Annotated in this window: 12 protein-coding genes; 9 read left to right on the forward strand and 3 right to left on the reverse strand. The window is 61.3% G+C overall.

All coding sequences use genetic code 11. The annotated features are described in order from the left end of the window. Positions 1-405: 405 nt before the first annotated feature. From VHX65_20490 to VHX65_20510, 5 genes are all read left to right on the forward strand, one after another. A complete protein-coding gene (locus VHX65_20490) occupies positions 406-603 on the forward strand; it encodes a cold shock domain-containing protein (GenBank protein ID HEX4000935.1) in 198 nt (65 codons plus the stop codon). A 419-nt stretch (positions 604-1,022) separates the two neighbouring features. Then, positions 1,023-1,214, forward strand: coding sequence for a hypothetical protein (locus tag VHX65_20495; protein ID HEX4000936.1), 192 nt, complete (start codon positions 1,023-1,025; stop codon positions 1,212-1,214). A gap of 608 nt (positions 1,215-1,822) precedes the next feature. Beyond that, the gene (locus VHX65_20500) at positions 1,823-2,587 is read left to right on the forward strand and encodes a PA14 domain-containing protein (protein ID HEX4000937.1); all 765 of its coding nucleotides are present in this window, start codon (positions 1,823-1,825) and stop codon (positions 2,585-2,587) included. Positions 2,588-2,617: 30 nt separating this feature from the next. Beyond that, positions 2,618-3,487: a PEP-CTERM sorting domain-containing protein gene (locus VHX65_20505; GenBank protein ID HEX4000938.1), complete on the forward strand. Its 870-nt coding sequence runs from the start codon at positions 2,618-2,620 to the stop codon at positions 3,485-3,487. Between the two features lie 218 nt (positions 3,488-3,705). Then, a complete protein-coding gene (locus tag VHX65_20510) occupies positions 3,706-4,545 on the forward strand; it encodes a PEP-CTERM sorting domain-containing protein (protein ID HEX4000939.1) in 840 nt (279 codons plus the stop codon). Positions 4,546-4,727: 182 nt separating this feature from the next. Here VHX65_20510 and VHX65_20515 read toward each other — a convergent pair whose 3' ends face one another. The 3 genes from VHX65_20515 to VHX65_20525 all read right to left on the reverse strand — a co-directional run bounded on the left by VHX65_20515 (position 4,728) and on the right by VHX65_20525 (position 9,037). Next, on the reverse strand, positions 4,728-5,363 hold the full coding sequence (locus VHX65_20515) for a PEP-CTERM sorting domain-containing protein (GenBank protein ID HEX4000940.1): 636 nt from the start codon (positions 5,361-5,363) through the stop codon (positions 4,728-4,730). Positions 5,364-5,723: 360 nt separating this feature from the next. Next, on the reverse strand, positions 5,724-7,256 hold the full coding sequence (locus VHX65_20520; GenBank protein ID HEX4000941.1) for a S53 family peptidase: 1,533 nt from the start codon (positions 7,254-7,256) through the stop codon (positions 5,724-5,726). Positions 7,257-7,663: 407 nt separating this feature from the next. After that, a complete protein-coding gene (locus VHX65_20525; GenBank protein ID HEX4000942.1) occupies positions 7,664-9,037 on the reverse strand; it encodes a PDZ domain-containing protein in 1,374 nt (457 codons plus the stop codon). Between the two features lie 246 nt (positions 9,038-9,283). On the opposite strand from VHX65_20525, the gene VHX65_20530 reads away from it, so the two are divergent. From VHX65_20530 to VHX65_20545, 4 genes are all read left to right on the forward strand, one after another. Beyond that, positions 9,284-9,862, forward strand: coding sequence for a carbonic anhydrase (locus VHX65_20530; GenBank protein ID HEX4000943.1), 579 nt, complete (start codon positions 9,284-9,286; stop codon positions 9,860-9,862). 168 nt (positions 9,863-10,030) lie between these two features. Continuing rightward, entirely contained in the window at positions 10,031-10,705 is a 675-nt protein-coding gene (locus tag VHX65_20535; protein ID HEX4000944.1) for a TetR/AcrR family transcriptional regulator, read from the forward strand. A gap of 61 nt (positions 10,706-10,766) precedes the next feature. Continuing rightward, positions 10,767-12,503 (forward strand): HlyD family secretion protein, encoded by a 1,737-nt coding sequence (locus VHX65_20540; protein ID HEX4000945.1) that lies wholly within the window; start codon positions 10,767-10,769, stop codon positions 12,501-12,503. Positions 12,504-12,689: 186 nt separating this feature from the next. Then, on the forward strand, positions 12,690-14,306 hold the full coding sequence (locus tag VHX65_20545; protein ID HEX4000946.1) for a DHA2 family efflux MFS transporter permease subunit: 1,617 nt from the start codon (positions 12,690-12,692) through the stop codon (positions 14,304-14,306). Positions 14,307-14,899: the final 593 nt, after the last annotated feature.

Below are 14,899 nucleotides of genomic sequence, written 5' to 3' on the forward strand. Positions count from 1 at the left end.
GACTCCCTTCATTCGCCCCCGGCGGCTGGACGCTGGGATCATGCCGACAATTATCGTAGAATCTGCGGCGACGCCCCGGAGCGTCCGTGCTTTGCGGTCTAGCTCGCTCTGTTGGCAAAATGAGGAGATTGTTTATGGTTGTGCCCGATGAAAGTCGTCGTCAAAATGGGCTTGAAGCGGTTGCCGTTGCTGCCGTCCCGCCAGGCGTTGCAAATGCGGGCTTGAGCGGCAGTCGCGAATTGCGAAGCGGCGGGTGAGGATGGACGGCCAGAGAAGTGAATCATCGACTGGATTGCCCGATAGCATGTGGACTTGATAAAATCGCCAACCGCACGCTGGCTCCCAAGCTGGGTCGACAAAGCGTGGAGTCGTCATTGCAAACACTCAAAACAGGGGAACGCAGACATGGCCGAAGGCACGATCAAAAAATTGACGGACAAGGGTTTCGGATTCATCAAGACAAGCGGCGACAAAGACCTCTTCTTTCATTCGTCGAGCGTCCAGGATGGCAGTTTCGACGACCTGCATGAAGGCCAAAGGGTCTCGTACACGGAAGGCCAGGGCAAAAAAGGGCCGTGTGCCGAGAACGTCAAGCCGCTTTAGTTTCTCCGGCTGGCCGAACCAGGTCATCGTCTGGCGAGTCACTCGTCTTTGCATCCGTCCGGATGTGCTGGCTATCGAACCGCGTCGAGGCCAGTGGCCGATCGCAAAACAACATCAGAATTCAAACGAGGAAGGCGCATTCGATGACCCTTAAAGCAGGAATGCTGGTCGAGTGTCGTCGCCATTTGCCGTCGCTCTCCGCGGCAAACCGATCGATCCGCACAATCGTCATAGCTTATCCGGCCGTTTCCCCGATTCGGGCATGCACACGATCTGCCGCTCGGTAAGCCTTGCCGGCTGTATGCCCCTTGCGGCTTGCGAGGGCGATTCTGAATCCAATTCCTCCGTCGCGCCGATGGACTTAGAGTCTCGGAGAGCAGATGGTCGAATTCGGTCCTCGTCCGCGCGAACGCATATCCATGAATCGATTGAATCCCGTGTTTCTTCCCGATCCGACGGTGAACGTACTGAAGGACTTGGAACATCGCCACAACGACGTGCTGGAGCAGTTGGACGATCTAAACCGCCGCGTCGAACAGGCTTTGGCCGACGCCCGCCGGCAATTTCAAGCCGAAGGCGTCGCCGATTTGGCCGCCGCGCGTGCCGAGTAACGCTCGCAAGCTATCAGGGCGACAAAGGGGTGCGACAAAGGGGGGGTGGATCGTTTTGGCGATTCGGCGGGCGGCGGCTTTTTCCGCGGACGCCCGCACGGGCGGAGCGTCGCCTGCCGCCCAGCCGCTGGGCAGCCCGCCGCTGCCACTGGGGATTGCCCAGCGGGCTGCCTGGACGGTCGCAGCCGCGCTGGATCGCCCGACGTACTGCGGTCACTTCCGCCTCCGGTTTGCGGGGCGTTGACAATCTCTCCGCCCAATTCCGCGGCCGAGGCAGCGGCCAGCCGAGCGCGTCGGGCAAAACAAGAGCAAAGAGCTGCCTTCTGCAGCGTCTGCTTTTCTGGTCCATGCCCTTTTCTGGCTCGGTTTGGCCGTCGGCCGATTGCGTGGCTTGCGCCAATGAGCCGAGCTCTTCCAGAATGTCACCGACCCGCGCGACCAGCTTTGCTCGGTTACGAATTCACGAATCGGGCTGCCGGCTTTTTTCTTGCCCCTTTTGTTACGGCTAGCTACGATAGCGGAATCCTGGGCTAGGTGGGATGGAAAGCGAATCGGTTCGGTTGGGAATTCGGCATTACGCCCGCTCGGGCGATTTCGGAGTTACGCTGATGAAAATCGGAGTGCATGTGTGGATCGTCGCCGCGGCCAGTCTGGTCGCTTCCGGCAATGGCGCGTTTGCAACCACGATCGACGCGGACGCCTACTACGCCGGATCGATCCCCGTTGCTTCCGGAACGGGATTGAATGGCCTGTATTACGGCCAGCCCGCAACCGCCGGCAACGTAGCCGACGATACGTACGTCGCGTCGAATTCGCCCGTTGCAACGTTCCTGTCCACCGGGATCGATTATCCGACCGGTGTCACCGGCTCCAGCTATGCTGACACGAATACGCTTGCAAACTTCCTTTCGCCGGATGCCGGGTCGCTTTCCGTTCCTAGCGCCGGCAGCAACACGCTCGGCAACCAGTTGATTACGTTCACCGGCTATATCGCGTTGCAGGCTGGCACTACGACATTGCAGTTGGGGGTCGACGACGGCGGCTACGTCAATATAGGCGGCGTTGGTTTCGGCTCACCGGGCACTATTATCGACAACGACGGCGATCATGCTTATGCGATCGTCCAGGGCTCGGTGACCGTGACGAATGCGGGGCTCTATCCGATTTATATCGACTACCATGAAGACGGGGGCAACACCGGCTTGTCGTTTCAATACGGCACTGGCGATGTTGTTCCGGCGAGCGTGCTTTACCCGTCCGCGCCGGTGCCCGAGCCGGCATCAATGATCCTGCTTGGCATCGGTGGACTCAGCATGCTCTGGTTTGGCCGAGGGCGCCGCTGGATCAATCCGCGTTGTTTTCGGGCCAGTTGATTGGACTTTCGAATTGAAGCCGGGGTTTCAATGCCTGATAGTTGCCGAGCGATTATCTTGATGCGGCGTTCGCTTTATGGCGCTGCCATTTTTGCCGCGTTCGCGTTTACCGGGGCCGCAAACGCGGCGATCATCACTTCGTTGACCGATAGTTTTACGGGCACGTCGATCGATCCGACGAAATGGAATGCGATCGACAAGGGTCTCGAAAGCACCGGGCCGGCCGGTTACAACGCCCCGTCCGAATCGGCGGGCGGACTGAGCCTCGGTGGCACGACGAACAACTCCTATTGGTATGGCAGTTCCCTGGAATCGGTGAATACGTTCTCCATCACTCAGCCGACGACGGTTTCCGTCGATCGCGTTTCGTTGAGCGGCAGCGGCAGCGCGTTTCGATCGAGCCTGTGGATTATCGGCAGCGACGGAAACGACTACATCCAATTCGCCCAAGATCATTCCGAGTCGGGCTGGGAGATCAACGCCCTAGGCTCTCCGACGCAATCGGGAAACACGGCCGGTGACACCACCTCCGCCGACACTCCCACCAATTCTGGCGAATCGATCGCGGCATTTAATGCCGCGCTGAACGACTTGGGATCCCACACGATGGAACTGCAATTCACGCCGATCGCTGGAAACGAGGTCAGCATCCAACCGTTCTTGGACGGTATTGCCGGCCCAATCTATACGTTCTCGGATTGGACCTCGCCAGACTTCAACGTCGTCTTGACGGGCCAGGCAAGAGCCAACGACGACACGGTCGATGCCGTGTTCGAGAATTTCAGCGCCGCCGTTGTCCCGGAACCGTCGTCGTTGACGCTCGCGCTGCTGGGATTTGCGGCGCTCGGCCTCGTCGTTCGAGTGCGGCGTAGCTCGCCTGTTTGCGCAGCTATTTCATAGTGCCGCACGAATCGCCCGTCGGCTGATGGTAGCGGCTGATGTCTTGCTTGCGACACCAGCGTGCCTCGATTACCATAGCCAGATATTCAACGGTCCGGTCGTAGGGGGTCGCGCCGGCAGCGGGGAGTCTGGCGGTGAAAAATTGCCGGCGAATCGCTGTTTGGCGTCGACACGGTTGCGGCATGCGACGCTCCGCAGGCCTTTTGGAGGAATTCTTGATGAAAGCCGGATTCGGAATTGCAGCGGTGCTGGCGGCGCTTTGTTTCGGCACCGCGGCGAATGCGGCAATCATCACATCGTTGTCCGACAGTTTCACCGGCACGTCGGTCGACCTGACGAAGTGGAATGAGATCGACAAAGGCCTGCAAGAGACCGGGCCTGCCGGTTACAACGCGCCCTCCGAATCGGCCGGCGGCCTGAGCCTTGGCGGCACGGCGAATAACGGCTATTGGTATGGCAGTTCGCTCGAGTCGGTAAACGCATTTTCCATCACCCAGCCCACGATGGTGTCGGTCGATCGCGCCTCGCTGACCGGGAGTGGAACGGCGTATCGGTCGAGTCTGTGGATCATCGGCGGTGATGGCAACGACTACATCCACTTTTCGCAAGATGTCGCTGAGACTGGCTGGCAAATCAATGCCCAAGGCTTGTCCTCAGAATCGGGCGGCGCAGGCGACGCAGGTTCGCCCACGTACAACGGCGAAGGCGAAGGGATCACGGCCTTCAACTCCGTGGCGCCGGATCAAGGTTCCCACACGATGGAACTGCTGTTCACGCCGATATCGGGATCGGAGGTGAGCATTCAGCCGTTTTTGGATAACATCGCCGGCCCGGTTTACACGTTCGACGACTGGACTGCCACGGATTTCAACGTGATTTTGACGGGGCAGGCGCGAACCACGGACGATACGGTCGACGCGATATTCCAGAATTTCAATGCGGCCGTCGTGCCAGAACCATCCTCGCTGGTGCTTGCCGGGATCGGTGCTCTCGCTCTTTGCTTCGCGCTCCGTTGTTCTGCTTCACACGGTACTGGAATCCTGGGCCGATTGGGTTAGCCGTAACCCGATCGGGGGAATATCCACGACTGGAACTCGCAGACATTTCACCGCGGAGCAAAAGGCCGAGGCCGTTCGACGGCAAGTCCTCGCTTCGCTCCCGCGGCCGGCCGCGTAGGCGCGCCAGAAAAGTGGAACGTCGCCGGATTCGGCCCGGCGGTGCTCCTTCGGCCTAGCGATTGTCAGAGCTCGCTTCTACGCGTGCGATTTCGCGCGGCACCGAGAGTAAGGCCGAGTGCGCCGAGAGCAAGAATCAGAATTGACGACGGCTCGGGAACCGAAACCGGCGATATCGAAACATTGTCGAGAACGCCGTCCTCTCCCGACGAATTGTTCGCCGGAAGATCGTAAAACTCGAGCGTGTCTAAGTCGCCGTCTCCGACGAAGTCGAAACTGAAGGTTTGCAACGAACTGTAATTTCCAGTCGCGGTTTCAGAGCCCAACGAGCCGGCTTCGCCGACCACCGACGCCGCCAGCGATTGACTGCCCGTATTTGTCGTGTATTGGAACTGCACGTCGTACGTCAGGCCGAGAGTGCTCGTGAACGTTTGCGACAGGGTGCCTCCCGCACTCGAATTCCCGCTGTTGAACGCGACGGCATGGTTGCCGTTCGTGGCCGAGCTGACAGGGGCACCGTAGTAGCCGCCCGAAACGTTGACGACAGAGATCGAGTCGCCGTTGGGCCCAGGATCGGCTGTCCAGGGAGAAAGATTTCCCGTTTCGAAGTCGCCGTTTGTAATGATGGTTCCGTTGGCTACCGATTGCAGCAAACCCGCGCAAATAAACAAGCTCGCAAGGATGGTAGCCGCAGCCTTCATTGTTCGTCCTCAAAAAGAACAAGCCGCGCGTAGCGCAAGCCGGCGAATCAAACGCAACGCAAAGATTCGACTTTCCCCATTTGCGTCGAACCGTGTTTCACGGCCCCTGGCCCGCCCCCGATGCGGGCGCCCGCAAAGTACGGATGTGAGTTTAACTAGATGTTTTCGCCAGTCAATCCGTGTCCCCCAAGCGAGCGATCCGCGCCGAACACCGTCGTTTGGCCGGTGGGGTCGAGCTGGCCAACCGAAGGCTTGTCGGAATTGATCAGCGCGATCGGTTGGCCATGACAAACACGCGAATTTAAGGGGACGGGAGGACGGGAGTCAATGTAGCGACACCCCTTCCCATGATCGACCTCCTTATTCCTCAAATCCGAACATTGCCTCGAACAACTGGTCGGCTGCGTCGGATGCGCGGAGCGTTGCCGGGCCGGCGGCATGCAGGGTCGGCGACACTGACGGCGAAGCGACGACATTGGCGATGCTCGCTTTCATTGTGGTCGATGTCGTCGTGGTCGGCGTGGTGGTCGGCGTGGTTGTCGGCGTCACCGTTGCGACCAACGCCTTCGCTGGCGGCGTGGGGCTTATGCCGATGCCCGTGCCGGTCCCGATCGGGTTCACCGGCGGCGGAAGCCACTCGCTGTGGGCCAGGTCGTTGACCAACAGGTTGGCGATCGGCGTGCCACGACCGGTGGTTTGATCGAAGCCGACCTTGGCGCTATAGGCGCCGGTGCTGCCGGTGGTGATGTCGTGGAAATCGCTCGATGGGAGTTGATAGATGTCGGCCACGGTGTTCGACAGCGTGTCGCCGCCCGACTGGGCACGTTCCTGGTTCGCCAGGGCGATGATCCCCGCCCACTGCGGCGCTCCGGCGCTTGTGCCGCTCGCGCTGTTCCAGTCGCCATTGTTCGAGTCGAAAACCCAGAAGCCGGCGGCGCCATAGGCAACGTCGGGCGTGGACCGCATCGAACTGGTGTCGAACCCGTTCTGATAGGCCGGCCGCGATTCGACGCCGCTGAACCCGCCGCCGCCGTCGCTCCATGCCGATTCAACGTCGTAAGACATCGACTGCCAATTGTTCGGCACGCTGGACGTCCCGACTTTCGTCGCTTCAGACGCCGTGATCACCGTGCCGCCCACTGCCAGAACATTCGGCGATGTCGACGGATAGATTACCCTTGATCCGACATCACCAGCCGACGAGACGAACGACACCGGCAGATGCCCTTGCGGTGTGACGAACGTGCCGCTGTCGTAATCGGTCTGGTTTTCACTGAACCACGAACTGGGGTTCCACGAACTCTCGAATTCCGGACCGCCAAAGCTCATCGAGACGACGCTCACGCCGGCCGCGTTGCGGGCATAGTTGACCGCCGACATCAAGTCGTCGGTCGAATCGCTGGTGGCCTCGACGAGCAAGATATTCGCGGCCGGCGCGATGGCATGGGCCCATTCCACGTCGAGCGCTGTTTCGAGATCCCACTTCGCGTTGTTGGTGGTCGTGGTCTTGTGGATCGTAAGCTGGGCGTACGGCAAACTGAACTCTGTGTCGAACGTTTGCAGGTCTTGGGCGATCGTCGGATCGTTATAGGCATCGACAATGGCGATCGTCGTGCCGGCGCCGTTGAGCGACAGCTTATCGAAGCCGTAGATCTGGCGGATTTGCAAAGGATTGAACGGGCCAGTGGTTGTCGCCGAGGAAAGCGGCGTAATCCCGCCGGCAATCGGCACGGCGGTTACCATCGGCTCCATGATCGACACGGCGGGCGGCGCCGGCGGCGCGTTGAGCGTGCTATTCGTGCTTGCGCTCATCATGGCGCGTGGTTCCAGGGCTTCGAAATTAAGCGCCCAGCGCTGCTTGCGTTCGGTTGAGCGGGAGTTGCGGCGAAGCATGAGAATGTCTCCTATGAAAAAATTGTTTTCTCGGAAAAAACGCCGGCGCGACTCCGGGCCAGCCATCGATCGACCGCACCGATTAAGAGACGTGCCGTCGCCTAATCCCGGCACGCTCGCCAACACTTAAGCAAAGCGGAATCGTCGCGGTGTTGTTACAAGCGGGGAACGAAACTTCGGATCAGGCCGTGGTGCAACGGTCAAAAGCTCTCCCGCGGAGCCGCGGAGACATGGAGGATGCAGAGAGCCCGGATCAGAGCGGCAAATCCCCCACGGGAGTCAATTCAACTGACACCCGTTCGCCCAAAGGCACGCAATCGACGGCGAACTCGCAGCGCTACACGGGCAGACGGCGATTGCCAGTGGCACACCGACTCTTTCAGCTCGCTCGATCGTGCCATCTCCGGCTATTTCAAGCGGCGGAGCGATTGCTCTAGATCATCGACCCGGTGTTCTAACTGCTGAACACGGCGTTCGAGAGCGTCGATTCGGGTCTTGTCGTCGGGCACGGGCAATTGGTTGGCCTGCGGGGCCGGCGGAGCGGGGACCGGACCGGCACTGATCGGACTGCCTCCGAGCAAGCCGCTCGAGCCCAATGCGACTTCCGCCAGCTTCACTTTCGCGTGCTGCTCGCTTCCCTCATAGAAATAGGTGATTTCCACCTCGCGTCCAGGGCCGGCCTGACCGATCAATGCCGTCAGATCCTGCGGCAAACCGACAGCTTTGCCGTCGACGGCAGTGATCACGGCGTCCAAAGGAATTCCTGCCACGGCCGCTGGAGAGCCAAGCGTGCGGGCGACAACCAGCGCGCCCTGCGTCGACGGCAACCGCAACCGCCGCTGAATCTCGCCCGTCAGCGGGCGAGTTCGCACGCCGAGCAGCGGACGCCGCGACGGCGCGACGGTGGGCAAAGCCCGCGTTCCCAGTTGAATGCCCGAATCGGGTCCCGCCAAGTTTGGCAAACCGTTTGGGGCCGAACCATTGCTTGGCCCTCCGGGAAGCGGAGCGCCGCCTGGCAAAACATCGGCCGGGAATCGACCGGGTTCATTGGCTGGCGTTGGATTGCCGGGCGGCAAAGTATCCGGCAGCGGTCCAACAGGGGTTTCCGACCCGATTCCGCCTCCTGTGGCCGGTTCCGGCTGCGGATCGGGAATCTGACCGAATTTTTCGTATCGCCGCTGGCCGGTCGGCGGGCGAGTGCCAAGCGTGACCGCGATGGTTTGTTGCTGTCCGCCACGATCGACGCCGAATGTCACCTTGCTGTTCGGAGCAAGCTTTTGCAGCAAGGGAAGCATATCGGTTTGGTTATGGACCGCCGTGCCGTTGAGGCTTGTGATTAGATCGCCGGACCGCAGTCCGCCGATGTCGGCGGGGCCGCCACTTTGCAATTCGACGACGCGCACTCCGGCCCCCTTTTCTTGCCGATCGTCGGTCACGACGCCCAAAAAGCCGGGTTCTGTTGCGGGCGGGCTGGCGCCGGTTCCATGCGGCGAAGCAGTCCTGCCCGGAGCGGCCGCGGTTGGCGCAGGTGCCCTCGGCGCCTTAGGCGCCGCCGGCACAGCGGGCGTCGCCGGCACAGCGGGCCCAGGAAGGTTCTGTGGGGGTTCGGGATTCGGCGGCGGCTTTGTGGCGCTATTTGACGGAGGCGATTGCGAATCCTGCGTCTGCTGTGCTTGAGCCATCGGAATGGCGAAAAGTAACAGCGCTCCGGCAACGAGGGTTAAAGGCGAGGGGCGCGGGGCGAGGGGCGCGGCGATCACCCAAAGATTTCGGCGATTCATGGGTCAAAGCTCCCGGGTATCATTCGATCGATTGTGAACTGCTTTCCGCGGCTCCACTCGGGGCGGAAGCTGGACGGCTTCTGATTATACGCCTCGCCGCCGATCATGCGAGCAAACTCCTACGCGCGCAACCCCCTCGCCCCTCGCCCCTCGCCCCTCGCCCCTCGCCCCTCGCCCCTCGCCCCTCGCCCCTCGCCCCTCGCCCCTACATTGCATCTTCCTCCCCTGCATGCTACGACAACACCTATGTCGATCCTGCATGAAATCTTGAACTACAACGGCCAGTTCGTCGCCCGCCGCGAATACGAGCCGTTTCGCACCGACAAGTTTCCCGACAAACGGCTTGTCGTGCTCACCTGCATGGATACCCGGCTGATCGAGTTATTGCCGCGGGCGATGAACCTGCACAACGGCGATGTAAATGTGATCAAAAATGCCGGAGCGATTGTCTCGCATCCGTTTGGCAGCGTGATGCGGAGCCTGCTGGTGGCGGTGTACGAGTTGAAGGCGACGGAAGTGGCCGTGGTGGGGCATTACGGCTGCGGCATGACGGGCCTGAGCTGCACGAAAGTGTTGCAAAAGGCGATCGAGCGGGGGGCATCGCCCGAAATGCTGCAAACGCTCGAACATGCCGGGATCGACCTAAAGACTTGGCTCACCGGTTTCGACGCTCCGGAAGACGGCGTGCGGCGCAGCGTGACAATCATTCGCCAGCATCCACTATTGCCGAAAGACGTGCTGGTACACGGGCTTATGATCTGCCCCGAAACCGGCCGCCTCGACGTGCTCAGCGACGGCTTAGCGGCGAATGCCGGAACCTCGTAGCGGCAAGTTCTTGCAGAATCGCTCCTAGAACGCACCGCATTTGCCGTTTTGCGCCGGCTGCCGCGTCAAATTGATCTTGATCCGAACAGGAATTTGGCAAATAATATTGTGACTGACGAGTCCGTTAACTAAACGATCGCGTTCGAGAAGCCGCTTCAAGGGTTGTAAATGTCTGCCACCGCCAAGAAGGGACCCGGCCGGCCGAAAGACGCGCAGCTTCCCGAGCGCCGCCGCGAGGAAATCCTCGATGCGGCCGCTACGCTGTTCGCCCAGCACGGCTATCGAAACACCGACATGGAATATGTCGCCCAAGCCCTCAGTATTGCCAAAGGCACGATCTACCGCTATTTCGCCAGCAAGGAAGAACTCTTTCTCGCGGCCGCCGACCGCGGCATGCGGCGGGCCGGCGACTTTGTCGACGCCAGCATCGTCGCCGACGCCGATCCGCTGGAGCGCATGGCCCATGCCGTGCGGGCATATCTGACGTTTTTCCGCAATCATCCGCAATTTGTCGAACTGTTGATTCAGGAGCGGGCCGAATTTCGCGACCGGCCGCAACAAACCTATTTCGCCTATCGCGATCGGCGGATGGCCCCGTGGCGCGAGGTGTTCCGAGGGCTGATCGCCCAGGGGCGGATTCGCCAGCTTCCGCCCGAACAGATTGTCACCGTGCTATGCAATTTGGTTTACGGCACGATGTTCACCAATTATTTCACCGGCCAGCAAGACCCGCCCGAGCGGCAAGCGGCCGACATCATGGACATCGTGCTCAACGGACTCTTGACCGGCCGGCAATCGAATCCTTTGCCGGCGTCGGCCAGCGAGGCTCGACATGAAGGTTGACGACAGCTCTCGCGGCGAAATCCCACAGGATACGGGGAGCGATAAAAATCGAGGCAGCGATATGAAAACGGATTTTGATATCGGCTCCATGCAGGCAGATACGGCTCGGGCATTGCCCAGCGCCCCAGCCGCCGCCGCCCCGAGCGCTGGAACGAATGGCAACGGCCGAGTGGTTGCCGACAGCGGCATGGAAACAACAGCCAAAAACACGGCCGAGAAGGCCGCGATCGCCGGCGCGACGGTCGTCGTCGATAGCCGGCTCGACGGTGTGAGCCCGCTGGCAGACGCGGCGCCTGCCGATCCGGCGGCCGCAGCGGCCGAAGCGCAGCAGCGCCCGTCGCGGCGGCGGATCGTGTTGATCTGCATAGGCCTCGCGGTGCTCGGCTTGGCGGCCTATTTCGCCGTGCCGGCCATCTACCGCTACTTTCGCTACGAATCGACCGACGACGCGTATATCAATGGCCATGTGACCTACATCAGCCCGCGGATTGCCGGGCGTGTCACCGCGGTGCTGGTCGAAAACAATCAGTATGTCGAGGCGGGGCAGGCGCTGGTGCGAATCGATTCAAAGCCGTTCGAGCTTACGGTCGAGCAGAAGCAAGCCGCTCTGGCGCAGGCCAAGCAGGCGGTCGACCAGCAGATCGCGGCGCTCGATGTGGCGACGGCTCAGGGGCAGCAGGCCCGCGATGCGGCCCGCGGCCAACTCGCAGCCGTGTATGCCGATTGGTATATGCTGCAAACCGTGCAAACGCTGATCGGCTATGAAGTGGCCGCCCTAAAATCAGGCGTCGCAAATTGGAAATTGCAGCAAGCCAATCTGCAGTTGGCGCAAGCAAATTTGAAGCGTGGCCAGGAACTTGTCCCCTCGGGAGCAATGAGCCGCGAGGAATTCGACGCCCGCGAGGCGGCCGAAAAAGTTGCCAAGCAGCAGGTCGATGCGGCATTTCAGGCCGTGCAACAGGCCCGGGCACTGTTGGGTTTGCCGATCAGCACCGGGCCGAACGGCACGCCCGACACCAGCGTGCCGAGCGATATCGACGAAACATTTCCCGGCGTCAAATTCGTCGTCGCCAGCGCCGAGCAATCGCTTGCGCAGCTCGGATTGCCGATCGACCCGACTTCGGCAAAGGCCGACAAGATTGTCGACAAGATCAGCTCGCTCGTGGCTTCGGAATTCATCAACCACGTGCCGGCGGTCGAGGTGGCCGAGGCGCAGTTGCGGCAAGCGCGGGCGGCCCTTGGCGGCGAATCGTTCGATCGAGTTCATCCGTACAATCAGCCGAGCGTCGTGCGGGCTCAGAAGGATTTGGATCAGGCCGAATTGAATTTGAGCTACACGGAACTACGAGCGCCGATCGCCGGTTTCGTCAACGGGCGAGCGGTTAATCCGGGCAACGACGTGCAAGTGGCCCAATCGCTGATGTCGGTCTACCCGCTCCGCGACGTTTGGGTCGATGCGAATTTCAAGGAAGGGCAGCTCGATCGGTTGCGGATCGGTCAGTCGGTCGATCTTTACATCGATGCCTATCCGGGGCATGTGTTTCCCGGGCGGGTGGCCGGTTTTAGCGCCGGCACCGGGGCGGCGTTGTCGCTATTGCCGCCGGAAAATGCGACCGGCAATTTCGTCAAAGTGGTGCAGCGATTGCCGGTGCGAATCGAGCTGACGGGGCCGGCGCCGGAAGACACGCCCCTGTTTATCGGACTTTCGGTGGAACCGGAAGTCGATTTGTCGACCGAACCGCGCGGCCCAGACGCCGGCCGCCGCCTGCTCGGGCCGATAACGCAATCGAGCAAGTAAGTTCGCCGTCTCGCCCCTTAGCCCGCAGCGCCAGCAAGGAACGCAGGGCCATTTTGGCGCTCTCCCTCGCTAACGCCTCGGGCTGGTATATCCGCAGACAAAACGAACACTAGCCCGAAGCGTTAGCGAGGGACGCGAAGCCAGACGCCGCAGTGGCCGTGAACCGGATACGAGTTAAAACAGCACATGTCCACGCTCACGATCAACGGTCCGCGATTGCTTCCGGCCGGCCGGCCGAGCCTGCTGGCGAACCATTGGGTCATCGCGCTGACGGTGACGATGGCGACGTTCATGGAAGTGCTCGACACGAGCATCGCCAACGTGTCGCTGCCTCACATTGCCGGCAATCTCTCCGTCTCCACGAACGAAAGCACATGGGTGCTCACCAGCTATCTGGTCGCGAACGCGATCGTGCTGCCGCTCTCGGGCTGGCTTTCGGCGATTCTCGGCCGCAAGCGGTTCTACATGATCTGCGTGTTGATGTTCACGATCAGTTCGATGCTTTGCGGACTGGCGTCGGGGTTGGGGCAATTGATTTTCTTCCGCGTGCTGCAAGGCATGGGGGGCGGCGGGCTGCAGCCATCGGAACAGGCGATCCTGGTCGACACGTTTCCACCACAAAAACGCGGCATGGCAATGGCCGTGTATGGCATGGCGATCCTGGTCGCCCCCGTGCTCGGGCCGACGCTGGGCGGCTGGATCACCGACAATTATTCCTGGCGCTGGATTTTCTTCATCAACGCGCCGGTCGGCTGCGCATCGCTGCTGTTGAGCAGCATCGTGTTGCGCGATCCGCCGCACTTGATCGAAAAACGGGCCGAGCTGCGCAAGAAAAAATTCCAGGTCGACTACATCGGCTTGAGCCTGATCGCGCTCGGATTGGGCACCCTCGAAATCGTGCTCGACAAGGGGCAGGATGCCGATTGGTTCGGATCGCGGATGATCGTCTGTCTGAGCGTCGTGGCCGTGGTGTCGCTAGTCGCGGCAGTGGTTTGGGAATTGAAACACCCGCAGCCGATCGTGAATTTGCGATTGCTGAAAGAGCGAAACTTTCGCTTTTGCGCGCTGGTGCTGTTCTTTGCGTTTGGCGTTCTCTACGGCAGCACCGTGCTGTTGCCGGAATTGATGCAGCTTCTAATGGGCTATTCGGCCACGATGGCCGGCCTCGTGATGTCGCCGGCCGGGCTGTTCACGATGCTCGAAATGCCGCTGATCGGGTTTCTGTTGGGGCGACGCGTCGATGCCCGCTGGCTGATCATGTCGGGCCTGGCCATCGTCGGCTTCGCGGCCTATTGGATGTCGACCTTGAATCTCGAAGTCGGGCCATATCAATTGATCGTCCCGCGGATCGTGCAAACGCTGGGGGCCGGCATGCTCTGGGTGCCGGGAAACACCGCGGCGTATATGTACATCCCCCGCGATCAGACGAGCAACGCCTCGGGCCTGTTCAATTTGATTCGCAACGAGGGCTCGAGCATCGGCGTCTCGGTGGTGACCACGCTTCTGGTGCGCAACAGCCAGGCGCATCAGACGTTTTTGGCAGCGCACGTCAACCGCCTGAACCCGACCGCCACCGCGGCGCTGCACCATGCGACCGCGACCGTGCTTGCCCGCACCGGCGACCCGGTGTTATCGCAGAAGATGGGCTTGGCGATGATCTATTCGGAAGTGCAACGCCAAGCGATGGCCCTCTCCTATTTCGACATGTTCCGCCTGTTCTCGCTGGCCAGCTTCATCGTGATCCCCTTGGTGCTGCTGATGAAGCGCTCCGTAGCCGAAAAAGGTGCCACGGCGGCGCATTAGAAGCGGCAAAAGGGCTCCCGGCAGACAAAGTTCTCAGGCGCCATTTCGTGACGCGGAATGAACGCTCGACGCGGGAAACCGTTCCCGCCACCGTTTCATGCCTCGATCGCGGCCGTAAGGCCGCACCCAACGTAGCAGGCACACTCCGTGTGCCGTCTGCCCCGCTCTGTGCCCAACCCGCCGCGAAGCGCAGACGGCACACGGAGTGTGCCTACTACGTTGGCGCCTTCGGCCTCGGCGGCGTCGCATTGCCGGGAAATATCGCCGTCGAAATCAAAGCGGCGTAGCACGCGGCCGTCAGGCCGCATCCAACGTAGCAGGCACACTCCGTGTGCCGTCTGCCCCGCTCTGTGCCCAACCCACCGCGAAGCGCAGACGGCACACGGAGTGTGCCTGCTACGTTGGCGCCTTCGGCATCGGCGGCGTCGCATTGCCCGGAAATATCGCCGTCGAAATCAAAGCGGCGTAGCACGCGGCCGTAAGGCCGCACCCAACGTAGCAGGCACACTCCGTGTGCCGTCTGCCCCGCTCTGTGCCCAACCCGCCGCGAAGCGCAGACGGCACACGGAGTGTGCCTGCTACGTTGGCGCCTT

It is taken from the genome of Pirellulales bacterium, from assembly GCA_036267355.1.
Classification (GTDB): domain Bacteria; phylum Planctomycetota; class Planctomycetia; order Pirellulales; family DATAWG01; genus DATAWG01.

Bases quoted from the DNA above. Each gene is read 5' to 3' on its own strand.
- VHX65_20490 (HEX4000935.1), top strand. From the start codon at position 406: ATGGCCGAAGGCACGATCAAAAAATTGACGGACAAGGGTTTCGGATTC.
- VHX65_20495 (HEX4000936.1), top strand. From the start codon at position 1,023: ATGAATCGATTGAATCCCGTGTTTCTTCCCGATCCGACGGTGAACGTA.
- VHX65_20500 (HEX4000937.1), top strand. From the start codon at position 1,823: ATGAAAATCGGAGTGCATGTGTGGATCGTCGCCGCGGCCAGTCTGGTC.
- VHX65_20505 (HEX4000938.1), top strand. From the start codon at position 2,618: ATGCCTGATAGTTGCCGAGCGATTATCTTGATGCGGCGTTCGCTTTAT.
- VHX65_20510 (HEX4000939.1), top strand. From the start codon at position 3,706: ATGAAAGCCGGATTCGGAATTGCAGCGGTGCTGGCGGCGCTTTGTTTC.
- VHX65_20515 (HEX4000940.1), bottom strand. From the start codon at position 5,363: ATGAAGGCTGCGGCTACCATCCTTGCGAGCTTGTTTATTTGCGCGGGT.
- VHX65_20520 (HEX4000941.1), bottom strand. From the start codon at position 7,256: ATGCTTCGCCGCAACTCCCGCTCAACCGAACGCAAGCAGCGCTGGGCG.
- VHX65_20525 (HEX4000942.1), bottom strand. From the start codon at position 9,037: ATGAATCGCCGAAATCTTTGGGTGATCGCCGCGCCCCTCGCCCCGCGC.
- VHX65_20530 (HEX4000943.1), top strand. From the start codon at position 9,284: ATGTCGATCCTGCATGAAATCTTGAACTACAACGGCCAGTTCGTCGCC.
- VHX65_20535 (HEX4000944.1), top strand. From the start codon at position 10,031: ATGTCTGCCACCGCCAAGAAGGGACCCGGCCGGCCGAAAGACGCGCAG.
- VHX65_20540 (HEX4000945.1), top strand. From the start codon at position 10,767: ATGAAAACGGATTTTGATATCGGCTCCATGCAGGCAGATACGGCTCGG.
- VHX65_20545 (HEX4000946.1), top strand. From the start codon at position 12,690: ATGTCCACGCTCACGATCAACGGTCCGCGATTGCTTCCGGCCGGCCGG.